Raw genomic sequence first — 23,103 nt, 5'->3', positions numbered from 1 at the left:
GTTCACTGCTTGCTGCTGCTGCGTCGGCGCAGGATGTCCGCGTACACGGCCAGGATGATGATCACGCCCGTGACCACCGTCTGCCATTCCTGCGCGACCGAGAGAATGCGCAGGCCGTTGGTCAGCACGCTCATGATGAAGGCGCCGATGATCGTGCCGACGATGGTGCCCGTGCCGCCGCTGAGCGAGGTGCCGCCGATGACCACGGCCGCAATCGCATCGAGTTCGTAGCCCTGCCCGAGCGCGGGCTGTGCGGAGTTCAGCCGCGAGGCGATCAGCAGGCCCGCGATGCCGCAGATGCCGCCGCTCACCGTGTACACCACGATCTTCCAGAAGTCGGTGTTCACGCCCGACAGGCGCACCGCCTCCTCGTTGCTGCCGAGCGCGAAGGTGTAGCGCCCGAGGATGGTCTTGTTGAGCACGAGGCTCGCGGCAATCGCTATCAGGAACAGGATCAGCACCGCATTCGGGATCGGCAGCGACGGAATGAAGTAGCCGATGAGCGAATCCTGCGAGATCGCCGGGAAGTCCGGCGTGTCGTTGAAGTAGATCGGCTTGGTGCCCGAGATCACCAGCGACAGGCCCTTGAGCAGCATCATCATGCCCAGCGTCGCGATGAAGGGCGGGATCTTGAGCTTGGCGATCAGCACGCCCGAGACGAAGCCGGCCAGCGCACCGAAGAAGATCGCGGCCGCGATGCCGAGCGCGAGCGGCATGCCCATGTAGGTGAGCACCACGCCGGCCATGACGGCGCAGAAGGTCATCAGCGTGCCCACCGAGAGGTCGATGCCCGCGGTGATGATGACGAAGGTGCAGGCGATGGCGAGCACGCCGTTCACGGCAGTCGACTGCAGGATGCTCACGAGGTTGTCGGTCTGCAGGAACTGCGGCGACGCGAAGCTGAAGAACACCATCAGCGCAATGAGGCTGGCAAAGGCCAGCAACTTCTGGCGCGTGGCGGGCCGAAAGAGCCGCGCCTTCAGCGAGAAGCCCGGTGCATCGGTGGTCGTCGCGGCGGTGGTGGCGGTGGGGGTCGTCAAGGGGTTGTCTCCAGTCGTCATGCGGTGGCGGCAGCTTCGCGCCGGGTGGCGAGCTGCATGATCTTTTCCTGCGAGGCTTCGCGCCCCCCAAGCTCGCCGGTGATGCGGCCTTCGCACATCACGAGCACGCGGTGGCTCACGCGCAATATCTCGGGCAGCTCCGAAGAGATGATCACGATGGCCTTGCCCTGCGCGGCCAGTTCGTTGAGCAGGCGATAGATCTCGGCCTTGGCGCCCACGTCGATGCCGCGCGTGGGCTCGTCGAAGAACAGCACGCTGCAGTCGCGCAGCAGCCACTTGGCGATCACGATCTTCTGCTGGTTGCCGCCCGACAGCAGCCGCACCTGCTGGCGCACCGAGGGGGTCTTGATGCTGAGCTGTTTCACGTAGCGCTCGCCGGCCGCCTCGATGGCGGCCTGGTCGATGAACAGGCCCATCGACAAGAACTTCTTCATGCTCGGCAGCGCGATGTTGGTCTCGACGTCCATGCCGGTGGCCAGGCCGAAGTGCTTGCGGTCTTCCGACAGGTAGCCGATGCCGCAGGCCACCGCGTCTTCGGGCGATTTGATGTGCGCCTTCTTGCCGTGCACGAAAACCTCGCCCGCGTCGATGCGGTCGGCGCCGAACACGGCGCGCGCGAGTTCGGTGCGGCCCGCGCCCATGAGGCCCGCGAAGCCGAGAATCTCGCCACGGCGCAGCACGAAGCTCGCGTTGCGCACCATCGTGCCGCGCGTGATGCCGCGCGCCTCGAGCACGATCTCGTTGCCCGCGGTGTCGGGAAAGTCGTTCTCCACCTCGGTGAGCTGGCGGCCCACCATCATCGCGATGAGCGAGTCCATCGGCGTTGCCTCCATCGGCACGGTGGCGATGTACTGGCCGTCGCGCATCACGGTCACGCGGTCGGCGATGCGCTTGAGCTCGTCCATCTTGTGCGAGATGTAGACGACGGCCACGCCCTGCGATTTGAGCTGGCCGATGATGCGGAACAGGTCGGCCACCTCCTGGTTGTTCAGCGCGGCGGTGGGCTCGTCCATGATGAGCACGCGCGAGTCGAAGGACAGCGCCTTGGCGATCTCCACCATCTGCTGCCTGGCCACGGTGAGCTCGCCGACGGGCGTGCGCGGGTCCAGGCGCAGGTTCATGCGCTCGAAGATGCGCTGCGTCTCGGCGCACATCGCTTCCTCGTCGATGAAGAGGCCCAGGCGCCCGCGCGGCTCGCGGCCGATGAAGATGTTCTGCGCGGCGCTCAGGTGGTTCATCAGGTTGAGCTCCTGATGGATGATGCCGATGCCCAGCGCCTGGGCCGCGCGCGGGCTCGCGATGTCCACGGGCTGGCCGTCGAGCAGCACCTCGCCCGAGTCCTTGCGGTACACGCCCGCCAGCACCTTCATCAGCGTGGACTTGCCCGCGCCGTTCTCGCCCATGAGTGCGTGCACCTCGCCGGGCAGCAGGTCGAACTGCGCCTTGTCGAGCGCGCGCACGCCGGCGAAGGACTTGCTCAGGTCGCGCAGGACGACGATGGGTTGCGTCATGGGTTTTCCCGATGCAATGGCAGGTTGTAGAAGCGCTGCGCGGTGCCGTGCCACACATGGGCCTGCTCGCCGGGCGCGAGGCTGCCGATGCAGGCCTCGCTGAGGGCGATCCAGCCCGCGTAGTCGCCGGCCAGCGTGAGCACGGGCCAGTCGCTGCCCCACATGAGGCGATCGGGGCCGAAGCATTCGAGCAGGTGCTCCCACAGCGGTCGCACGGCATAGGTGACGACATCCGCATCGCGGTGCATGGAGGGCGGCGCCTCGGTCCAGAGGCCCGAGAACTTGCAGCAGACCTGCGGCAGCGCCGCGATCTCGCGCATCTGACGGCGCCACGCAGCGATGACTTCGCCATCGGCGCTGCCCACGGGCGGCTTGGCCGCATGGTCGATCACCACCGGCAGTTGCGGCCATTCGCGCAGGAACTGCAGCAGCGGCGCCAGGTGCCGCGGCGTCACGAGCGCATCGAAGCGCAGCCCCAGGCGCACCATGGCCCGCAGCACGTCGGGGTGCGGCGCGTGCGCGATCCAGTCGTCTTGGGGCAGGTCTTGCAGCATCGGCCGCACGCCCTTGAACTTGGGGTGCGCCGCCATTCGCTCCAGCGACGCGACGGACTCGGCCCGGCTCAGGTCGACCCAGCCGACCACGCCGCCGACCACGTCATGCGCAGCGGCCAGTTCGAGCATGAAATCCGTTTCGGCTTCCGAGTCGGCCGCCTGCACCAGCACGGTCCGCCCGATGCCATGTGCTTGCAGCAGCGGCGCGAGATGCTCGGGCAGGAAGTCGCGCACCAGCGGCGCCAGGGCGGGCACGTCCGCACGCAGCCACGCGTAGTCGCCGCGCGCGGGCCGCCAGAAATGCTGATGCGAGTCGATGCGCTGGATCATGTGGGTCGCGGGCGGCGAGGGGCCTGCCGAAGGTCTTGTCTCTTAGTCCATTTGTGAACAGAGTATTTACAGACGAACTTTTGGCGTCAAGCCCACTTGATGAGTGCTTACCCGTAGAACCAAACTTGCAAAAAGATGGGTCTGCTGTTGAAATTCATACGTGAACAAATCTATCCATCCAGACATCTTGAGCAAGCCGACCGAAGACCAGGACCGCTACCGCGCACCCGCGCTCGACAAGGGCCTGGACATCCTCGAACTGCTGGCAGACCAGCCCGAGGGCCTGACGCGCGGCGAGATCGTGAAAGCGCTGGACCGCGGCCCGAGCGAGATCTACCGCATGCTCGAACGGCTGGTGGCGCGCCAGTACGTGCTGCGCTCGCTCGCCGGCGACCGCTACAGCCTGAGCCTGAAGATGTTCGACCTGGCGCACCGCTACCCGCCGAACCACCGGCTGGTCACGCAGGCGCTGCCGGTGATGGATCGCTACGTGAAGGAAGCCGAGCAGTCCTGCCACCTCGGCGTGTACGACCGGGGCAACGTGCAGATCGTGGCGCAGGTCAACAGCCCGGCGGCGAGCAGCATGACGGTGCGGCCCGGCACGCGCGTGAACCTGCTCGACACCGGTTCAGGCCAGGTGCTGCTGGCCTGCGAATCGGACGAGCGGCGCCGGCAGATGGTGGCCGAGCACGTGGCGCTCGACGGCGAGGTGCAGATCCCGCCCGACGAGCTGGAGCACATGCTCGAAGCGGTGCGCGCCACGGGCTACCGGCAGCGCGAGAGCCTGCAGTACTTCGGCGTGATCGACATCTCGTGTCCTATCTTCGGCCCGCACGGGCATGCGCTGGCGGTGCTCACCACGCCGTACATCCGGCGCATCGACCGCCATGCGATTCCGTCGCTGGACCGCGCGCGCGAGCTGATGCTGCAGGCGGCGCGCGACCTGTCGTTGATGGCGAACGCAGCCTGACTACTTCGGGGCCTTCTTCCTTCGCCCGCCGATGGCCCCGGACGCCGCAGCTCCTAGGATGCGGCGAAAGGTCGGGCATTCCATGTGGCTGGGCGCGCGGCACACAGCGGCGTGCCGCAGGCCGTCGCGCATGGCGCTCAGGCTGCGGATCGTGCGGTCGAGTTCTTCCGCCTTGGCCGTGAGCATCACCCGGTCGATGCGCGGCTGCCCGTCGGGCCCGAACATGCGCGCAATCTCGTCCAGCGAAAAGCCGGCGGCACGCCCGAGCGCGATCAGCGCGAGCCGCTCCAGCACGCCGGGATCGAACAGGCGGCGCAGGCCTTGCCTGCCTGTGGAGGCGATGAGGCCTTTTTCGTCGTAGTAGCGCAGTGTGGAGGCGGGCACGCCGGAGCGTTGCGCGACCTCGCCGATATCCAGATGCTTCATCGCCCTCTTGACCTCAAGTCGACTTGAACTTGCATAGTGCGGTTTCCGCCTCCTGAAGGCAAGCAAAAGGAAACGACCATGGAAGCCACACGACAGCCCGGCGACGAACAGGGCAGGCTCTGGAACGGCCTGGCCGGGCGCGCCTGGGTCGACGCGCAGGCCACGCTCGACCATCTGTTCCAGCCGCTCGAAGACCTGCTCGTCGAAGCGGTGTCCGCCAACCCCGCGAGCCGTGTGCTCGACGTTGGCTGCGGCACGGGCAGCACCACGCTCGCCGTCGCGCGGCGGCACGGCAGCGGAGGTGGCTGTGTCGGCATCGACATCTCGGAGCCGATGATCGCCGCCGCCCGGATCCGCGCCGAACGCGAAGGCACGCCGGCGCGCTTCATCTGCGCCAATGCGCAGACCCACGCGTTGGGGCCCGCAAGCTTCGACCGCATCATGTCGCGCTTCGGCGTCATGTTCTTCGACGACCCCGTGCAGGCCTTCGCGAACCTGCTACGGGCCGCGAGAGAAGGTGCCGAGCTGCGGTTCATCGCCTGGCGCAGTGCGGCGGAGAACCCGTTCATGACGACCGCGGAGCGCGCCGCCGCACCACTGCTGCCGAACCTCCCTGCCCGCCGGCCGGACGCGCCAGGCCAGTTCGCCTTCGCGGACAGGCAGCGGGTCCAGGCGATCCTCGAAGAGAGCGGCTGGGCCGGCATCGACATCCAGCCCATCGACGTGCCCTGCACGATGTCCGAGACGGCGCTGCTCGGCTACCTGGGCCGGCTCGGTCCCGTCGGCCTTGCCCTTCAGCAGGCGGACGAGCGCACGCGTGTGCAGGTCATCGACACGGTGCGCACCGCCTTCGAGCCCTATGTGCATGGCGACGAGGTCCGCCTGACTGCGGCCTGCTGGATGGTCGTTGCGCGCGGGGCGAACGCATCTGCCTGAGGCTCAGGCGAACAGCTTCCCATTGAGCGCAATCCGCACGGTCTTCACCGTGAGAACCGCCAGCGCCAGGTTGAGCGCGACCAGCAGCGCCACGGCAATCACCCAGAGCGGCTCGCTCGCGCGCGACCCGGCGTACTTCAGCGCGGCGTTGGCGAGCGCAGCCACCGGGAAGCCGATCGCCCACCAGCTCGGCGAGAACGTGGCGCCGCGACGGAACACCTTCGGCGCGACCACCGCGAACATGAAGAGGCCGAAGTAGAAGAGCAGCGAGGCAAAGCGGTCGATCTCGCCGACGATGTTGGTGTACGCGAGAAAGCCCACCGCAAAGGGCGCCACCAGGATCATCAGCGACGGCTCCATGGCGGGAGCGAGCGGGTCGCGATGCACCAGCCGGCCGATGACCATCGTGAAGAGCACGAGCGCCAGCACCGCGCCGATCGCGCTGGCGGCCAGATTGAGTTCTGGCGCCCATGCCATCGGCATGTGCGCGCCGGTGACGGGAATGTCGAGCGTGGCCACGCCCGGGAGGATCCAGGCCGGCACGGCGAGCGAGGCATCCACCTGCCCCTTCAGCAGCCTCGACAGTCCGACGAAGCTCAGCACCAGGGTCGCGAGCAGCCCCACGGTCCACGCGAGGTGCGCCAGCGGCGTGCTGTACGGCGCCACGACGGCCGACAGCAGCAGGATGGAAATCGCGATGGTGCCGAAGAAGTTGCCCGCCACGGGGTGAAGGAATTCCGCCTGCACCGCCTGCGGGTGCCTCACGAGCTTTGTCAGGTAGCCCATCGAGATGAGCACGAAGACGCCCAGCGCGAACGCCCCGACGGCCTCGCCGATGATGGCCGGCGCACCCAGGCTGTCGTGCGCGAGCCGCCATGCGAGGGCCAGTCCGGTAAGGCCCATCACCGAGGCGAAGAGGTTGACCGGGAGGTTGCGCACGGAGGCTTCCGCGCGAGGCGCGATCGACGCAATGGCAGGTGAAGAAGGATTCAGAGCTTGGTTTTGCATGTTGGACGCCCTTGGCTGAATTTGCATTAGTTGGTATTTTCCGCCAGACTCCAGTCGTCGTTTCCACCAACTCACGGCGTTTTCCGCCAATCCCGGGGCCTTGTCTGCCATGCGCGTCGCCATCCTCGCTTTTCCCCGTTTCCAGCTGCTCGACGTGGCCGGGCCTGCCGACGTCTTCGCCGAGGCATCGCAGCAGCTGGGCGACCGGCGTGCCTATCACGTCCAGGTGATAGCCACCGGCGAAGGCATGCTCAAGAGCAGCGGCGGGCTGCGGCTGGGCGTCGATTCCACGGTGGCCACGCATCGCAGCGCCATCGACACCCTGCTCGTCGCGGGCAGCCCCCGCGTGGAGGACATGGCGGCCGACACGCAGCTGCAGGACTGGCTGCGGCGCCAGGCGCGCACTGTGCGGCGCTACGGCTCGGTGTGCAGCGGCGCCTTCGTGCTGGCCGCCACCGGGCTGCTCGACGGCAAGCGCGTGGCCACCCACTGGAAGCTCGCCGGCCGACTCGCTTCGGACTACCCGCTCGCCACCGTCGAGTCGGATGCGATCTACGTGAGGGACGGCCAGCTCTTCACCTCCGCCGGGGTCACGGCCGGCATGGACCTCGCGCTGGCCATGGTGGAGGAAGACCACGGCCGCGACCTCGCGCTGAGCGTGGCGCGCCAGCTGGTGATGTTCCTCAAGCGGCCCGGCGGCCAAAGCCAGTTCAGCGCCCACCTGGCGGCACAGACCTCGGAGCGCTCCAGCATGCGCGAGGTGCAGGACCATGTGCTCGCAAACCTCAAGGACGACCTCTCCGTGCCGGCCCTCGCCTTGCGCGCGGGCATGAGCGAGCGGAACTTCGCGCGCATCTTCCGCGACGAAACCGGAACCACGCCGGCGGAGTTTGTCGAGAATGCGAGGATCGACGCCGCCCGCCGCATGGCCGAGGAATCAGACCTGCCGGCCAAGCGGCTGGCCGACGCGGTGGGCTATGCGAACGTGGACGGCTTCAGGCGCGCGTTCGGCCGCCGCCTGGGCGTGAGCCTCGTGGAATACCGCAGGCGCTTCGCCAGCTGACGACGACACCCGGGCGGCCTTACTTTTCGGCGACCCAGAGCCGCGGATAGTCGCGCACGAAGCTGTCTTCCGTCACACCCAGCGTCGCCGCATAGTCGAAGCGCTTCGCCTCGTAGGCATATTCGGTGTCGCTGCGCCGCTCGTAGCGCTGCATCAGCTCGCTCAGCACGCCGCCGCCGTCGAGGTCGACCCAGGCCGCCGGCGCGTCGGCGCCCTCGCCCTTCGCCAGGTTGAGCCGGCGCAGCTGCAGCAGGTTGGTGGCGGGCGTGAAGCCCAGGTCGAGGTCGACGCAGTGCGACAGGTCGGGCACCGCCTCGTCGTTGAGCTTCCAGCGGCCGTGCGCGTCGCGGGCGATCGACAGGTCGACGGCCGAATCGCCGAGCCAGCCGCGCACCGTGCCCCATTGGGTGTGCCAGTGCAGGTCGCATCGCACGCGGTAGTGCAGCTGGCCGTTGCGGCCGTCTTCCAGCCGGAATACGGCCGCGCCATCGAGTTGCCAGGCCGAGGCATTGCGTTCGAGACGGCAGGCGTCGTGGCCGGGTACATCGAGCCTGCGCCAGAGGATGGAGGCGACGGTTTGCATGGCGCGGATGATGGCACCGGCATGCTGCACTGCGCAAGCTATGACCCGTGGCGCCCGCAGGTGGAAGTCGGCACACGCTCCTCGGCGCGGGCTAACATCGTCCGCTCGACCATTCAGAGGAGCGCGCAAGTGGAACCGTGGTTCGCCGATGCCAAGCCGATCGACTCGCTGGAGCCCGAGATCGCGTTTCATTTGTGGGATGCGTTCAACGCTGCGCCGTACCAGCGGCCCGAGCCGCTCGCGTTGCCGGAATTCCAGCGCGCCGAGCGCTTGCGGGTGCGCACCTCGGAGGCCGTCGGGCACGAGGCGGAACTTGCCGCGTACTACGCCCAGGTGGCCGCGCTGGCCCGGCAGCACGCATTGAAACTCCACCAGGTGCGCCAGTATTTCTGGATGGACCTGCGGCTCGACAACGAGGAGGCGGACGTGCACCTGTCCTTCCCCTGGTACGACACCTTCTCTTCCATGGACCACTTCCTCGGCGCCGTGGTCGGGCACGACGAGGGCAATATCTACGACGACCAGGACCAGGGCTGGGCGGTGGAGGTGTGGGCTCGCAACGGCACGCTCTACATCCGCGAAAGCGACCCCGACTCCAAAGAACCCGGCCAGGCCATTGCGCTGCCCAGGGCCGGCGTGCAGGCCCGCATTGCCCCGCTGCGCGAGCGCACCGCGAAGCTCGTGGCCTATCTTGCGAAAGAGCTTGGACCGCAGGCGTGGCCTGGTGGCGAGATGCAACCGGCCGGGGCACTTGATCTGCGCTGAAATTGCCCGCGCCGCGGACAAGACAATCAGATGGGGCGCGCGCTGCTATTTCAATGCGGCAAGCACGTTTTCCAGGAACTCGCGTATGGTGGATCCGAAGTCTTCCGGCTGGGCGGGGCGCTCGAACCGGCGCGGGAAGTCGGTTTCCAGGTCCGGGTGCGAGCGCATGAAATCGACGATCTCGACGCGCAACGCCTCAAGTTCGGCGGGCGTGCAGGCTTTCCGGTATTCGGCCATGACTTCGGCACCGGTCTCGCCGAAATAATCGTAATCCTGGCCGAAGTAGACCTCGGTGAGGTTCTCGATGAGTTCGTAGCGCTTCATGGCGATTCGGCTGCTGGTTTCAAATGGGGTGCGCCGTCAGTATGTAGTACGGCATTCCGTTGTAGCTCTTCATGTTCAGGATCACGCGCACCTTGCTCAGCTGACTGACGGCGGTGCTGCCCCGCTGCACGCCGATGCCCACCACGCTGCCCACGTTGTGCTCGAACGCCATGGGCTTGGAGCCCACTGCGGCCGAGCGCGACCACGCCTTGATGGCTCTGGCGTTGGCACGAACAGTGGCGCTGATGGCGCGCTCCGCGATGTCGAGATTGTGGAACGACGACACTTTGGGCAGCGATGGCTTGTTCACCAATCGCTGGAAAAGTTCCGCCTCGGTCTTGCCGACATGTTCCCGGATCGCGTGGCCGCCGATCTTTGTGCCTACTGGTCCTTCATGCCGCAACAGGTCGACCGGCTCCAGGCGAAACCTGCTGGCGCGCACCGCGATCACACGCGACGCGACGAGCCCGGTTGCCACGACCAGCGGAACCGCCACATCCACCGCAAGCCCAATGCCATCGGCTGTGTCGCGCGAAGCACCCAGCGCCTCGGCCGCCGAGCTGGCAGTCACGGCGGTGGCCGTGCGCTGCGGCGTGCCGGTCCAGATCTGGCGGCCCGACGTGGCCATGGTGTCGAAGCTGTGCACGCCCAGCACCACGCAGCCGGCCTTGGTCACCATCGTGGGTTCGGGTGCGACGCAGAGCACGCCGGCGCCGACCAGTTCCACGACACCGCCCACCAGCCCCACGGTGCCCCAGAGGCGGTTGCTCCAGCTCGCGGATTCGGGCACGTCCTGCCCGTCCAGCACCGCGGCCATCTGCACCGGCGTCAGCGCGATGCTCAAGCCTTCGACTTCGTCGTCCATGCCATTTCCCTTTCCCATGCCATCGGAGGGTCCATCTGCAATCGGGCGCATTCTTGCACGCGGTCGCCCGGCAGGCGAACATCGCCGGAGCGCGAGACAATCGTCAACGTGAGTTCCGAGCCCCCGAAATCCCCGCCGATGCGCCGCATCGCCCACCTCGACATGGACGCCTTCTACGCGTCGGTCGAGCTGCTGCGCTATCCGCAGCTCAAGGGCCTGCCGGTGGTGATCGGCGGCGGCAGGCGGCGCGTGGACGAGGCCATCCGCGACCTGCCCGAGGGCGGCACGCTGGCCGACATTCCGGTCGCGGCCTTTCCGCTGCTGAAGGACTACACGGGCCGCGGCGTGATCACCACCGCCACCTACCCCGCGCGGCAGTTCGGCATCGGCTCGGCCATGGGGCTCATGAAGGCCGCCAAGCTGTGCCCGCAGGCCATCATCCTGCCGGTGGACTTCGACGAGTACCGGCGCTATTCGCGCGCCTTCAAGAACATCATCCTGGAGGTCGCCCCGCTCATGGAAGACCGCGGCGTGGACGAGGTGTACATCGACTTCACCGACGTGCCCGGCGGCCAGCGCGACGGCGGGCGCTCGCTGGCGCGGCTGATCCAGACCGCCATCTTCGACGCCACCGGCCTGACCTGCTCCATCGGCGTGGCGCCCAACAAGCTCATCGCCAAGATGGCGAGCGAGTTCAACAAGCCCAACGGCATCTCGGTGGTCTACGAGCACGACCTCGAAACGCGCATCTGGCCGCTACCCTGCCGCAAGGTGAACGGCATCGGGCCGAAGGCCGACGAGAAGCTCAAACGCTTCGGCATCGAGACCGTGGGCCAGCTCGCGGCGCGCGACCGCGACTGGCTCGTTGCCACCTTCGGCAAGGCCACGGGCGCGTGGATGCACGAGGTGGCCTGGGGCCGCGACAACCGGCCGGTGGTGACCGAGAGCGAACCCGTGTCGATGAGCCGCGAGACCACCTTCGACCGCGACCTGCACGCCGTGCGCGACCGCGCCGAGCTGGGCGCGATCTTCACCCACCTGTGCGAGCAGCTGGCCGCCGACCTGCAGCGCAAGGGTTACGTGGGCAAGACCATTGGCATCAAGCTGCGCTACGACGACTTCAAGATCGCCACGCGCGACCAGACCATCGAGCGCTTCACGTCCGACGCGAAGACCATCCGCCACACGGGTGGCCTGTGCCTGAAGCGCGTGCCGCTGGAGCGCCCGCTGCGCCTCTTGGGCGTGCGCGTGGGCGCGCTGGCGAAGGCGGGCAGCCCCGAGGCGCTCGCGCCCGCCGGGACCGGCGCGCACCGCGCGGCACCGGAGCCCGCATCGACCACCGCGTCGCTGTTCTGAAACCGCCGTGGCGAAACGCTGGCTGCGCCGCATCGCCTTCACGCTGCTGGGCTTCGTCGCGCTGATCGGCCTTTACTTGATCGTGGCCTGCGCGCTGGTGTTCTGGCCCGCCAATGCCAGGCCTGCGGGCGATGCACCAGCCGACGTACAGGCCTGGGTGCTGAGCAACGGTGTGCACACCGACTACGTGTTTCCGATCCGCTCGGCCACCATCGACTGGCTGCAGGTGTTTGCGCTGAAAGACTTCAGGGCGCCGCCGCCCGATGCCGAATTCATCGCCATCGGCTGGGGCGATCGCGAGTTCTACCTGAACACGCCCACCTGGGGCGACCTGACGGCGGCGCGCGCCTTCGGGGCGCTGTCGGGCGGCAACCGCGCGCTGATGCATGTGAGCTACCTGCGGCGCGAACAGCTGGCGCGCGGGGCCTACAGCCTGCCGCTCTCGCACGCGCAGTACGCGCAACTGGTCGGCTACGTGCGCGCCGCCCTGCCCTCGGGCCATGCCTCATCCATCGCCGGCGCGCACTACGGCGACGACGACGCCTTCTACGAAGCCGAAGGCGGCTATCACCTCTTCGAGACCTGCAACACCTGGACCGGCCGCGGGCTGCGGCAGGCAGGCGTCACCGTCAGCCGCTGGACGCCGTTCGACTTCACGGTGACATGGCATCTGAAGCCTTCACGGCCCTGAACCCGCTCAGGGCTTCGGCACGCCGCCCTGCCACTTCGGCCAGTTGGTCACGATGTGATCGACCACGCGCGAGCCCACCAGTTCGATGTTCTCCACCGTCTCCGCAAAGCCGCCGGCCGTTTCGCCCGGCGCCGGGTCCAGGTGCTGCAGCGTGGTTTCCTTCGGGCTGCCCTGGTCGAAGTTGACCGCGCCGCGCAGGCTCATCACGCGGTCGGTGCCGTGGGTGCGCTTGATCACGAGAGTGATGGCGGCGGCTTCCATTTCGGTGATGACGTAGTCGTCGGCGCCGTAGAGCCTGGCGATGTACTGCGCCTGCTTCGACATGCCGGGGCCATGGAAGAAGGTGTCGCCGGTCATGTGCGTGCCGGTGCCGACGAAAGGCGCGCGGCGGGCCGCTGCATCGGGGTAGCGCAGGCGGTACTTGCGCGCGCCGTCCGAATCCTTGAGCGGCGTGTCGGCCGAGAGCCTCATGGCCCAGCTCACGAGGTCGGGGTTGAGCTTGAAGCGGCGGTACTCCTCGTAGCCCTTGCGCGGCATGAAGGTCGGCTCGCCGGGCTTGTTCTCCTCGGGGGCCCAGCGGTGGCCGAGATCGTAGTCGACCAGCCAGGTGGCCCAGCTCACTTCGCCGATGGTGCCGCGCGAAGGCGGCGTGCCGGCCACGCCCGAAATCAGGTAGTAGCTCTGCGAGAAGTCGAACTGCGGGTTCAGCAGGATGGCCTGCATCGACGACGACGAGTTGACCTTGCCCATGCCGAGCACCGCGCCGCACACGCCGTCGGCGTTGCAGTACACAGGCTGCAGCGCACCGGGCACCGCAATGGGTTTGGCGCCCTTCCAGTAGCGTTCGTACCAATGCTGGAACTCGCCGGCGCGGTCGCCCGTGTTCTGGCCGATCTCGAACATGGCGGCGACGAAGACCTTGACCTTCACGGGCGCGCCCGGGGCCGAGGCGGTCGGGGTGGAAGTGGTGGACGCGCAGGCCGTGAACAACAGCGCTGCGGCAGGCACAGCCAGCCAGCGGGCGGTGAAAAGAGTGGACCTGGAAGAAGTCATTCTGGAACCCGTTCAAGAGGAAAGACGAAGAAGGCAGCGCAGGCGCACAAGCGCGCCTGCCGCACCGAGGGCGCTTGCGGCGTCCTACAACCGGCGATTGTCGATGCTGGCAAAAGCGCGATGTCACGCCACCACGCAAACCCCATGCCGGCCTCTTCTCCCCCTGCCAAGCCGCCTTCGAAGCCGACGCCCATCGCCAACGGCCTCGTCTACGTGAACCCCGACATGCCCGGCATCCGCCGTCTGAAGCACGGCGAGCGTTTCCGCTACCGCGACGCCAATGGACGCTGGCTGCGCGACGTGGACGAGATTTCGCGCATCCGCATGCTGGCCATCCCGCCCGCCTACACCCAGGTGTGGATCTGCCCGTTGCCCAACGGCCATCTGCAGGCCACCGGCATCGACGCGCGCGGGCGCAAGCAGTACCGCTACCACGCCGACTGGCGCTCGATGAAGGACGAAACCAAGTTCGATCGCCTCGAAGCCTTCGCGCTCGCGCTGCCGCGCATCCGCGCCCGCGTGGCGCGCGACCTGCGGTCGACGAAGGGCCGCAAGGCGCCTGGCCGCACCCAGGTGCTCGCGGCGGTGGTGCGCCTGCTCGACACCACGCTGCTGCGCGTGGGCAACGAGGAATACGCGAACAGCAACGGCTCCTACGGCCTCACCACGCTGCGCAACCGGCATGCCGCCGTGCAGGGCCAGGCGCTGCGGCTGCGCTTCCGGGGCAAGAGCGGCGTCATGCACGAGGCGAAGCTCGACGATCCGCGCGTGGCCCGGGTGGTGCGGCAATGCCAGCAGCTGCCGGGGCAGGCGCTGTTCCAGTACGAGGACGAGGACGGCGAACTGCGCGGCATCTCGTCCACCGACGTGAACGACTACCTGGCCGAGGCCACGCAGGGCGAGCGCTTCACCGCCAAGGACTTCCGCACCTGGCACGGCACGGTGCAGGCGCTGGAGCTCACCCTGCTGGCCTGCGAACCGGGCCGCGTCGCTGCCGACGGCAGCCGCTACAGCGCCAAGGACATCCTGGCGGCTGTCGCCAGGCAGTTGGGCAACACGCCGGCCGTCTGCAAGAAGGCCTACGTGCATCCGGCGGTGCTGGCGCTGGGCAGTGCGCTTTCGGATGGCGACGAGGCCACGGGTGCGCTGCTCGAGAAGATCGCCGCGCACCGCACCGCCAAGCCCTCGCGCGGGCTGCATGCGGCCGAGCGTCGGCTGCTGGCCTTCCTGCGCGCGCAGCGGGGCGGCCAGGCAGCGCGCAAACGCGCAAAGACTCAGTTGCCGGTCGCGAGCACGAGGCGCACGCTGTCGCCTTCCAGCGCCACGGCGTAGCCGAGGTCTTCGGCCAGGTTCTGCAATGCGACGGCGTCGATGGCCAGCGCACGCGGCGCACGGTGCGCGTCGAGCACGGCATGCGTGCCGCCGGGTTCGCGCGGCAGGGCCGTGAGGCGCAGTGCATTGGCGCCGTCCGCCTCGACCCGGATCGCCCCGGCCTCGGCCGCGCCGTCGTGCAGGTAGCCCAGCGCGCCGAGAAACAGGTAGCGCAGCGCAGCCGCGGCGGGCCAGCGATGTTCGCCTTCCTGCGGGTCCAGCGAGGCGTCCGCATCGAGTGTCACGCCGTGCAGGTCGAAGGCGGAGCGCATCAGGGCCACGCACTGCGCCACCAGCGCGCTGCGAGTGATGCCGTCATCCGTGGTGGCCAGTTCCCAGTCGCGCAGCGAGCGGATGGCCTCGACCAGTTCGGACACCTGGTTGTCGATCAGCGCCACCCGTTCTTCGCAGGCGGCGGCGTCGATGGTGGCTGCGCCGACCTGCCGCTTGAGCATCAGCAGCGCCATGCGGACCACCGAGACAGGTGCCGCCATGTCGTGCCGCAAGGCGGGCAGCGCGCGTGTGAGCAATTCGTGGCGCACGCCGGCGGCAATCCAGCTGCGCGCACTCGGCGAGGACTTCATTTCGCAGCGGCCACGGGCGTCGGGTTCATCGGCACGGTCACGGGTACTTCCTGAAACGAGGGGGAATAACAAGTATCGGCCCCACCTCCCACCCCGGGTGTAGGAGCGTGCCTACGATGGCGCCGCCCACGGATTGGAGATGTCCGGAAACGGCGTGCCGGCACAGGGCCCGGCCCCTACCTTCAGGCCTTCGTCCAATCCCGACCCGACCCAATGACCCCAGAGCAGAACAAGCGCGCCGTCACCGAAGCCTGGAAGGCCTTCGCAAGCCGCGATCCGAAACGCATCCAGGCCGTCTTCACCGAGGACGCCGAATGGCTGGCGCCCAAGGGCAACGCGACGGCGGTGGCACTCGGCGTGCCCGACCACATGATCGGGCCGGCGGCGATCGCGCACTTCCTGGTCGACGCCTTTCCCAGGCTCTTCGTCGCCGACGTCGAAGTGGCGTTCTCCCACCTGCACTGCGACGGCGACACCGTGATCCTCGAAGAGCGCATGCAGGCCACGCTGGCCAGTGGCCGGCACTACGACAACGACTACTGCTTTGTCTTCGAGCTGCGCGAAGGCCTCATCGCCCGGGTGCGCGAGTACATGGACACGCAGAAGGGCCGGGCCGCGATCTTCGGCTGAAATCAGCCCGCGGCCGGCCCGCAGCGCGCCTGCAGTTCGCGCTTGAGCAGCTTGCCGTTGGCGGTGGTGGGCATCGCGTCGATCACCTCGATGCGGGCCGGGCGCTTGTAGGGCGACAGGTGTTCGACGAGGTGCGCGCGCAGCACCGCTTCGTCGAGCGTTGCGCCGGGCTTCAGCTCGACGAAGGCGACGATCTGCTCGTTGCCGTCGGCCTCTGGCACGCCGACCACCGCGCACAGGTGCACGCCCTCGAAGCGGCCGATGACGGCCTCGATCTCCGCCGGGTAGACGTTGAAGCCGGAGCGGATGATCATTTCCTTCAGCCGCCCGACCACGAACAGCGCGCCGTCCTCGCCGAAGCGGCCGAGGTCGCCGGTGGCGTACCAGCCGCCGGGTCGCATCACCTGCGCCGTGGCGGCGGTGTCGCGGAAGTAGCCGAGCATGAGGCCGGGGCCGCGCAGCCAGATCTCGCCGGTGTCGCCGGGGGCGGCGTCGTTGCCGTCGAGGGACACGATACGGGCCTCGCCGCCCTCCACCGCATACCCCGCCGAGGTGTCGGCGCGCGGCGACTCGGTGCGTGTGAGAAACACCGAGCCCGCGTACTCCGACAGCCCGTAGCCATAGTGCAGCGGCTGCCCGAACAGTTGCTCCACGCGCTGCTTGAGTGCCGGGTCGAGCGGCGCGGAGCCGGTGTAGACGTAGCGCAGTTGCGGAAAGCACGGCGTCGCCTCCTCCGCCTCGATGTGCGCCAGCAGCCGCGCATACATCGTCGGCGGCCCGAGCAGGTTCGACACCTGCTCGTGCGCCAGCGCGTGCAACACGTCGGCTGGCGAGAAGCTGCCGCGCAGCACCAGCGCCGCGCCGCCCGTGAGCGCAGCCATCAACACCGTGCCGATGCCGAAGATGTGCGTCATCGGCAGGAAGGCATAGACGCGGTCGCGCTCGCCCAGGGCGCGCACCTGGGCCGACACGCGGCCGAAGTGCAGCAGGCCGCGGTGCGACACCATCACGCCCTTGGGCGTGCCCGACGTGCCGGAAGTGAAGATGATGGCGGCCGTGTCGGCCAGTGCCGGATCAGGCTCGGTGCGCGCTTCGGCACGCACGGCCGAACGCATCACGCCACCGAGCGCCGCGGGCGTTGCATCGGCCCTCTGCGCATGCTTTTCAGCGGCTTCGGAGGCGGCGGTCGTGAAGTAGCAGACACGGGCATCGGCGCGCTCGACGATGGCCGCGATCTCGCCCGGCGACATGCGCGCGTTCACGCCGCACGACCATGCCCCGACACGGCTGCAGGCCATGAGCAGCGCGATGTGCGCGGCGCAGTTCTCGGCCACCAGCACCACGCGGTCGGTCGGCCGCACGCCGGCGGCCAGCAGGTCTTGTGCGGCAACGTCGACCATCGCCTGCAGCGCGGCATAGGTCGTGGTGCCCGCGGGCTCGAAGAGGAAGACGGCATCGGGCGTGCTTGTCACGCGTTCTTCCAGCAGGCTGTGGATACGGCGCATCGGCTATTCCGCCTCGATGCCCTTGGACGCGGTCGCCCAGAGCTGGCGGTCGGACTTGCCCTTGGCCGCCAGCAGATCGGCCGCGCCGGACCACACGTCGTAGCCCTGTTCACGCAGCCGGTTCGCGATGTCCTCGCGCGCCAGCATCTTCTGCGCGGCGGCGTTCATGCGCGCGACCAGCGCCGGGTCCATGCGCGCCGGACCGTAGAGGCCGAACCAACCGCCCACGTCGTAGCTGGGCACGCCCGACTCGACCATGGTCGGCACCTCCGGCAGCATGCGGTTGCGCTGGCGCGAGGTGACGGCCAGCGCGCGCACCTTGCCCGTCTGAATGAAGGGCTTGGAGGTGGCGATGATGTCGAACATCATGGTCACGGTGCCGGCCATCACGTCGGCGAGCGCCGGCGCGCTGCCTTTGTAGGGTACGTGCGTGAGCTGCACGCCGGTCATCTTCTCGAGCAGCGCGCCACTCAGGTGGTTGGACGCGCCTACGCCCGCCGAGCCATAGAACACCTTGCCGGGCCGCGCCTTCGCATAGGCCAGCAGCTCGGCCACGCTGTGCACCGGGACTTCGTTGTTGACCACGAGCACGTTGGTGTAGTCCACCAGCGGCGCGATGGGCGTCAGGTCCTTCATCGGATCGAAGGCCATGCGGCGCTGCACGTTCGGGTTGATGGTGATGGTCGGGCTCGCACCGAAGAACAGCGTCGCGCCATCGGGCTGTGCTTTCGCGACCGCGTCGCCGCCGAGCGAGCCGCTGGCGCCGGGCCGGTTGTCGACGATGACCTGCGTCCCGAGTGCCTGGCTCAGCGCGGGCGCGAGCAGGCGCGCGGCACCGTCCACCGGGCCGCCCGCGGAATAGCCGACCACGAGCTTGATGAGGGACGGCAGGGGCTGCTGCGCGAAGGCGCGATGCGGCACGGCGGCCAGCGCCGCGCCGCCCGCCAGCGCGGTCACCCATTGCCGGCGCGAAAAGTCGATCGAGGTCATGAGCGTTGTCTCCTGTTATGAATTGCTTTGGCGGCTGCGTCGCTCAGGTCGGCAGGTCGAGGACTTGCCGCGCGAGGATGTTGCGCTGGATCTCGTTGGTGCCGCCGTAGATCATTGCGGCCGTGGAGCCGATGAGTGGCGCGAGCACGTTGAAGGTCTGGCCGTCGAGCACCTGGTCGCCGGCCACGGCACCCTGCTCGTCGCCCGCTTCGACCAGCAGCGCGCCGATGCGGTGGTAGGTCTCGCTGGCCCAGATCTTCAGCAGCGACACCGAAGCAGGCAGAGGCTTGCCCGCACGCACGATGTTCGCGAAGCCCGTGTACGCCGCCGACAGGTCCAGCACGTCGAGCCGCAGCGCCGCGAAGCGCTGCGCGAACACCGGGTCGGCGAACAGGCGCCGTGCCTGCGCCAGCCGCGCGAGCTGGCCCAGCGCGTACTGCGACTGCTTGGGGCTGCCGAGAAAGATGCGCTCGAAGCCCAGCAGCGCCTTCGCGATGGTCCAGCCGCCGTGCAGCTTGCCCACGAGGTTCTCGGCCGGCACGCGCACGTTGTCGAAGAACACTTCGCAGAACTCGGGCTCGCCCGCCAGCGTGTGGATCGGCCGGATGGTGATGCCCGGCGTGTGCAGGTCGCACAGCAGGAAGCTGATGCCCTCCTGCTTGCGCGCCTCCTTGTCAGTGCGCACCAGCATGAAGATGTGGTTGGCGTCCTGCGCGAGCGTGGTCCAGATCTTCTGGCCGTTGACCACGAAGTGCTCGCCCTGCGCATCGCGCGCGGGCAGCGCCTCGGTGCGCAGGCCCGCGAGGTCGGAGCCGGCGTTGGGCTCCGAGTAGCCCTGGCACCAGACGTTCTCGCCGCTGAGGATGCGCGGTAGGAAGCGCTGCTGCTGCTCGGGCGTGCCGTGCTGGATGAGCAACGGGCCGATCATCACGATGCCCTGATCGGGCGCACGCGCCACGCCGTACTGTTCGAGCTCTTCGATCCACGCGATGAGTTTGTCGGCAGGCAGGCCCATGCCGCCGTGCGCCTGCGGCCAGGCGGGCGCGATCCAGCCCTGTGCCGACAGCGTGAGATACCACTCGCGCATCTCGCTCCAGCGTGCGCGGTGCGAGAGGTAGCGCAGCTGCTGCGGATAGCGCTGCTGCAGGAAGGCGCGCACCATGCGGCGGAACTCGGCCTCGGGCATGGTGGACCAGTCTGCCGTGCGCGGGAACTCTCCTTGCCATGTAGCCGCGCCTGTAGTCGCTTCGGCATCGCCAGCCAGTACGGCATGCCGCCGCTGATGCGCACTGACATTCCCAAGCCACGCCGACAGGCACAGCACGCGCTTGTAGAACAGGCTCAGGTCGCACTCCTGCGTGTAGCCGATGGCGCCATGCAGCTGCACCGACGTGCGCGAAGCCTGCAGCGCGGCGGCCGTGCAGCGCGCATTGACGCGGCTTGCCTCGGCTTCGAGCCGGTCCACCGGCAACCCCTGCCCTGCCACCGCCAGCACCTCGTTCAACGTGGCCTGCGCCACTTCGAGGTGAATGAACATGTCGACGCAGCGGTGCTGCAACGCCTGGAAGCTGCCGATGGGCTTGCCGAACTGGGAGCGCGTGCGCAGGTAGGCCAGCGTCTGCGCCAGCATGGCCTGCCCCGCACCCAGCAGTTCGGCCGATTGAAGGATCTGGCCGGCCGCGAGCGCATGGCGCAAGGCATCCTGCGCAGCCGGCCCTTCGGCCAGCACGGCTTCCGACGGCAGCGCGACTTGCTCGAAGCGCAGGTTCGAGGCCTGGCCACCATCGACCAGCGGCACCAGCGCTTCCGTCACGCCATCGGTGCCGCGCGGCACCCACAGCAGCACCGCGTCGTCGTCGCCGCGCGCCGACACCAGCCAGCCGCTGGCGGCCGCGCCGGGCAGCACCATGAGCTTCTCGCCCTGCAGCAGCACGCCGCCAATGTGGCCGGGCCGCGGCTCGCAGCCGCAGGCCAGCGGCACGGCGCTGAGGTCGCCCGCGCTCTCCTGCCATGCCAGTGCGGGCAGGCTGCGGCCTGCGACCAGTTCGGCGAGCAAGGCGTTCGCGCCCGGCGTACCGAGCCGCGCCAGCAGCAGCGCACTGAGGCCGGCCACGGCCAGCAGCGGCTCGGGCGCCACATGCTCGCCCGCGGCCCGCAGGATTTCCGCTGCGCCGTCGAGCTCCAATGCGAGACCGCCAGCCGATTCGGGGGCCAGCATGCCGGGCCAGCCGAGCTCGGCGATCGCGCGCCAGCCGTGCGCCTCGTCGGCATCAGGTTGTTCCATGCGCTCGCGCCGCCGCTGGATGGCGCGGCTGCGAACGAAGTAGTCGAGCGCCGCTTCGCGCATCGCCGAAAGTGATTCGAAGTCCATCGCCGCAGCGTGACAGAAGGCCCTGCCGGGCGGCATTCGCATTTGCCGAAGGGAGGGTTTCGCAATCACGGAGCCGCCTCGCGCGATGGAGGGCTAGATTCGGCGCCATGACCAAGATCAAGAAATCCCTGCACACCGAGCTGGGCCACAGCACGCCGGACAAGATCACCGTGCGCGGGCGAGACCTGCCTTCGGAAATCCTCGGCCACCTGAACCTCGGCGACATGGCCTTCCTGGAACTCACGGGCCGCATCCCGACGCCGCAGGAATCCGTCACCTTCAACGCCATCGTCGTCACGCTGGTGGAGCACGGCATCACCCCCAGCGCGCTGGCTGCGCGCCTCACGTATGCGGGTGCTCCCGAAGCGCTGCAAGCCGCTGTGGCAGCGGGTCTTTGCGGCCTGGGCACGGTGTTCGTCGGCAGCACCGAAGGCGCGGCGAAGATGCTCTACGAAGCGATTCCCTTCGGCGAGAAGCCCACGCGCCCGCTTGCGGACATGGCGAAGGACATCGTGGCCGACCACCGCGCGCGCAAGCAGATCGTGCCGGGGCTGGGTCATCCGCTGCACAAGCCGATCGACCCGCGCACGCCGCGGCTGTTCCAGATCGCGGCGGAGAACGGCTTGTCGAGCCACTATGTCGCGCTGATGCAGGCGGTGCAGGAGGAAGCCGAGCGCGTGTCGGGCAAATCGCTGCCGATCAACGCGACCGGTGCCATCGGCGCCATTGCGGCCGAGTTCGGCTTTCCCTGGAAGATCATTCGCGGCTTCGGCGTGATGGCGCGCGCCATCGGCCTCGTGGGCCACATCCTCGAGGAGATCGACGACCCGATGGCGGTCGAGATCTGGCAGCGCGTGGAAAAGGAAGCCGGCGGCCCACGCCAGGACTGATGAGCAGCAGCAAACAATGAACAACGCCAACGACAAGAACTTCCCCGACATCCGCGATGCGGTGCGCGACCTGTGCACGCAGTTTCCCGATGCCTACTTCCGCAAGATCGACGAGGCGCGCGGCTACCCCGCCGAATTCGTCGATGCGCTCACCAAGGCCGGCTGGATGGCCGCGCTGATTCCGCAGGAGTACGGCGGCTCCGGCCTGGGCCTGACCGAGGCCTCGGTGATCATGGAAGAGATCAACCGCTGCGGCGGCAACTCCGGCGCCTGCCACGGCCAGATGTACAACATGGGCACGCTGCTGCGCCACGGCAGCGAGGCGCAGAAGCGCGCCTACCTGCCGAAGATCGCCAACGGCGAACTGCGCCTGCAGTCGATGGGCGTGACCGAGCCCACCACCGGCACCGACACCACCAAGATCAAGACCACGGCGGTGAAGAAGGGCGACCGCTATGTCATCAACGGGCAGAAGGTGTGGATCTCGCGCATCCAGCATTCGGACCTGATGATCCTGCTGGCGCGCACCACGCCGCTGGCGGACGTGAAGAAGAAGTCCGAAGGCATGTCGATCTTCATCGTCGACTTGCGCGAGGCCATCGGCAAGGGGCTGACGGTGCAGCCCATCCTGAACATGGTGAACCACGAAACCAACGAGCTGTTCTTCGAGAACCTCGAGATCCCGGCCGAGAACCTGATCGGCGAGGAAGGCCAGGGCTTCAAGTACATCCTCGACGGGCTCAACGCCGAGCGCACGCTGATCGCCGCGGAGTGCATCGGCGACGGCTACTGGTTCATCGACCGGGTGACGGCCTACACCAAGGAGCGCGTGGTGTTCGGCCGCCCGATCGGGCAGAACCAGGGCGTGCAGTTTCCGATTGCCGAAGCGTTCATCGAAGTGGAAGCGGCGAACCTGATGCGCTATGAAGCCTGCCGCCTGTTCGACGCACACCAGCCCTGCGGCGCGCAGGCCAACATGGCGAAGTACCTGGCGGCCAAGGCGAGTTGGGAGGCTGCGAATGCGTGCCTTCAGTTCCACGGCGGCTTCGGCTTTGCATGCGAATACGACATCGAGCGCAAGTTCAGGGAGACGCGGCTGTACCAGGTGGCGCCGATCTCGACCAACCTGATCCTGAGCTACGTAGCGGAGCACATGCTCGGCCTCCCACGGTCTTTTTGACTCACCCCCAGGCTTCGCGCACTTCGTGTCGCTTCTCCCACCCCCTACCGGGGGCAACACCTGAGGCCCGGCAAAGCCGGTTCCTC

Annotated in this window: 23 protein-coding genes; 10 read left to right on the top strand and 13 right to left on the bottom strand. The window is 68.2% G+C overall.

Going from position 1 to position 23,103, the window contains the following annotated elements; genetic code table 11:
- Positions 1-2 precede the first annotated feature (2 nt).
- From ASD05_RS01260 to ASD05_RS01250, 3 genes are read right to left on the bottom strand one after another with little or no spacing between them, the layout of a single operon-like run.
- A complete protein-coding gene (locus ASD05_RS01260) occupies positions 3-1,040 on the bottom strand; it encodes an ABC transporter permease (protein ID WP_056586517.1) in 1,038 nt (345 codons plus the stop codon).
- 17 nt (positions 1,041-1,057) lie between these two features.
- On the bottom strand, positions 1,058-2,572 hold the full coding sequence (locus tag ASD05_RS01255; RefSeq protein WP_056586515.1) for a sugar ABC transporter ATP-binding protein: 1,515 nt from the start codon (positions 2,570-2,572) through the stop codon (positions 1,058-1,060).
- The gene (locus ASD05_RS01250; RefSeq protein WP_056586512.1) at positions 2,569-3,456 is read right to left on the bottom strand and encodes an amidohydrolase family protein; all 888 of its coding nucleotides are present in this window, start codon (positions 3,454-3,456) and stop codon (positions 2,569-2,571) included. Before ASD05_RS01250 ends, ASD05_RS01255 begins: the two co-directional genes overlap by 4 nt.
- A gap of 187 nt (positions 3,457-3,643) precedes the next feature.
- On the opposite strand from ASD05_RS01250, the gene ASD05_RS01245 reads away from it, so the two are divergent.
- Positions 3,644-4,426: an IclR family transcriptional regulator gene (locus ASD05_RS01245; RefSeq protein ID WP_007830371.1), complete on the top strand. Its 783-nt coding sequence runs from the start codon at positions 3,644-3,646 to the stop codon at positions 4,424-4,426.
- Here ASD05_RS01245 and ASD05_RS01240 read toward each other — a convergent pair whose 3' ends face one another.
- Positions 4,427-4,852 (bottom strand): helix-turn-helix domain-containing protein, encoded by a 426-nt coding sequence (locus tag ASD05_RS01240; RefSeq protein ID WP_056586509.1) that lies wholly within the window; start codon positions 4,850-4,852, stop codon positions 4,427-4,429. It lies immediately after the preceding gene.
- Positions 4,853-4,930: 78 nt separating this feature from the next.
- On the opposite strand from ASD05_RS01240, the gene ASD05_RS01235 reads away from it, so the two are divergent.
- Positions 4,931-5,788, top strand: coding sequence for a class I SAM-dependent methyltransferase (locus ASD05_RS01235; RefSeq protein ID WP_056586506.1), 858 nt, complete (start codon positions 4,931-4,933; stop codon positions 5,786-5,788).
- Positions 5,789-5,791: 3 nt separating this feature from the next.
- Here ASD05_RS01235 and ASD05_RS01230 read toward each other — a convergent pair whose 3' ends face one another.
- The gene (locus ASD05_RS01230; protein WP_056586503.1) at positions 5,792-6,796 is read right to left on the bottom strand and encodes an SLAC1 anion channel family protein; all 1,005 of its coding nucleotides are present in this window, start codon (positions 6,794-6,796) and stop codon (positions 5,792-5,794) included.
- A gap of 109 nt (positions 6,797-6,905) precedes the next feature.
- Here ASD05_RS01230 and ASD05_RS01225 point away from each other — a divergent pair, with 109 nt between their 5' ends.
- Positions 6,906-7,859 (top strand): GlxA family transcriptional regulator, encoded by a 954-nt coding sequence (locus tag ASD05_RS01225; protein ID WP_056586500.1) that lies wholly within the window; start codon positions 6,906-6,908, stop codon positions 7,857-7,859.
- Positions 7,860-7,878: 19 nt separating this feature from the next.
- Here ASD05_RS01225 and ASD05_RS01220 read toward each other — a convergent pair whose 3' ends face one another.
- The gene (locus ASD05_RS01220; protein ID WP_056587754.1) at positions 7,879-8,442 is read right to left on the bottom strand and encodes a putative glycolipid-binding domain-containing protein; all 564 of its coding nucleotides are present in this window, start codon (positions 8,440-8,442) and stop codon (positions 7,879-7,881) included.
- Positions 8,443-8,571: 129 nt separating this feature from the next.
- On the opposite strand from ASD05_RS01220, the gene ASD05_RS01215 reads away from it, so the two are divergent.
- Positions 8,572-9,207 carry a hypothetical protein gene (locus tag ASD05_RS01215; RefSeq protein ID WP_056586495.1) on the top strand — a complete coding sequence of 212 codons (636 nt, stop codon included), beginning with the start codon at positions 8,572-8,574 and terminating at the stop codon, positions 9,205-9,207.
- 45 nt (positions 9,208-9,252) lie between these two features.
- On the opposite strand, the gene ASD05_RS01210 is transcribed toward ASD05_RS01215, so the two are convergent.
- Positions 9,253-9,531: a contact-dependent growth inhibition system immunity protein gene (locus tag ASD05_RS01210; RefSeq protein WP_056509888.1), complete on the bottom strand. Its 279-nt coding sequence runs from the start codon at positions 9,529-9,531 to the stop codon at positions 9,253-9,255.
- 19 nt (positions 9,532-9,550) lie between these two features.
- Complete coding sequence (locus tag ASD05_RS01205; RefSeq protein WP_056586492.1) at positions 9,551-10,396, bottom strand: RNase A-like domain-containing protein; 846 nt, start codon at positions 10,394-10,396, stop codon at positions 9,551-9,553.
- 138 nt (positions 10,397-10,534) lie between these two features.
- On the opposite strand from ASD05_RS01205, the gene dinB reads away from it, so the two are divergent.
- Entirely contained in the window at positions 10,535-11,752 is a 1,218-nt protein-coding gene (gene dinB, locus ASD05_RS01200) for a DNA polymerase IV (protein ID WP_157609917.1), read from the top strand.
- Between the two features lie 7 nt (positions 11,753-11,759).
- Positions 11,760-12,443 carry a TIGR02117 family protein gene (locus tag ASD05_RS01195; protein WP_056586486.1) on the top strand — a complete coding sequence of 228 codons (684 nt, stop codon included), beginning with the start codon at positions 11,760-11,762 and terminating at the stop codon, positions 12,441-12,443.
- Positions 12,444-12,449: 6 nt separating this feature from the next.
- Here the strand turns inward: ASD05_RS01195 and ASD05_RS01190 are convergent, their stop codons facing one another.
- On the bottom strand, positions 12,450-13,496 hold the full coding sequence (locus ASD05_RS01190) for a purine-nucleoside phosphorylase (protein WP_056586482.1): 1,047 nt from the start codon (positions 13,494-13,496) through the stop codon (positions 12,450-12,452).
- Between the two features lie 144 nt (positions 13,497-13,640).
- Between ASD05_RS01190 and ASD05_RS01185 the strand changes: the two genes are divergently transcribed.
- Positions 13,641-14,828 carry a DNA topoisomerase IB gene (locus ASD05_RS01185; protein WP_056586479.1) on the top strand — a complete coding sequence of 396 codons (1,188 nt, stop codon included), beginning with the start codon at positions 13,641-13,643 and terminating at the stop codon, positions 14,826-14,828.
- On the opposite strand, the gene ASD05_RS01180 is transcribed toward ASD05_RS01185, so the two are convergent.
- Entirely contained in the window at positions 14,771-15,451 is a 681-nt protein-coding gene (locus ASD05_RS01180; RefSeq protein ID WP_056586476.1) for a hypothetical protein, read from the bottom strand. The genes ASD05_RS01185 and ASD05_RS01180 overlap by 58 nt on opposite strands.
- 213 nt (positions 15,452-15,664) lie before the next feature.
- Here ASD05_RS01180 and ASD05_RS01175 point away from each other — a divergent pair, with 213 nt between their 5' ends.
- Positions 15,665-16,081 (top strand): nuclear transport factor 2 family protein, encoded by a 417-nt coding sequence (locus ASD05_RS01175; protein ID WP_056586473.1) that lies wholly within the window; start codon positions 15,665-15,667, stop codon positions 16,079-16,081.
- A gap of 2 nt (positions 16,082-16,083) precedes the next feature.
- Here ASD05_RS01175 and ASD05_RS01170 read toward each other — a convergent pair whose 3' ends face one another.
- Genes ASD05_RS01170 through ASD05_RS01160 form a run of 3 tightly spaced genes read right to left on the bottom strand, consistent with a single transcriptional unit; the run spans position 16,084 to position 20,947 of the window.
- Complete coding sequence (locus ASD05_RS01170) at positions 16,084-17,586, bottom strand: class I adenylate-forming enzyme family protein (protein ID WP_056586470.1); 1,503 nt, start codon at positions 17,584-17,586, stop codon at positions 16,084-16,086.
- Between the two features lie 3 nt (positions 17,587-17,589).
- Positions 17,590-18,576 (bottom strand): Bug family tripartite tricarboxylate transporter substrate binding protein, encoded by a 987-nt coding sequence (locus ASD05_RS01165; protein WP_056586467.1) that lies wholly within the window; start codon positions 18,574-18,576, stop codon positions 17,590-17,592.
- A gap of 43 nt (positions 18,577-18,619) precedes the next feature.
- Positions 18,620-20,947, bottom strand: a complete 2,328-nt coding sequence (locus ASD05_RS01160; protein WP_056586464.1) for an acyl-CoA dehydrogenase — start codon at positions 20,945-20,947, stop codon at positions 18,620-18,622.
- A 107-nt stretch (positions 20,948-21,054) separates the two neighbouring features.
- Here ASD05_RS01160 and ASD05_RS01155 point away from each other — a divergent pair, with 107 nt between their 5' ends.
- Together ASD05_RS01155 and ASD05_RS01150 are read left to right on the top strand one after the other, a co-directional pair.
- Positions 21,055-21,837: a citryl-CoA lyase gene (locus tag ASD05_RS01155; RefSeq protein WP_056586461.1), complete on the top strand. Its 783-nt coding sequence runs from the start codon at positions 21,055-21,057 to the stop codon at positions 21,835-21,837.
- 16 nt (positions 21,838-21,853) lie between these two features.
- Positions 21,854-23,017 (top strand): acyl-CoA dehydrogenase family protein, encoded by a 1,164-nt coding sequence (locus tag ASD05_RS01150; protein ID WP_056586458.1) that lies wholly within the window; start codon positions 21,854-21,856, stop codon positions 23,015-23,017.
- Positions 23,018-23,103 lie beyond the last annotated feature (86 nt).

The sequence above is a fragment of the Variovorax sp. Root434 genome (assembly GCF_001426595.1).
GTDB lineage: Bacteria > Pseudomonadota > Gammaproteobacteria > Burkholderiales > Burkholderiaceae_C > Variovorax.
This window is presented reverse-complemented; position numbering and strand designations above follow the sequence as displayed.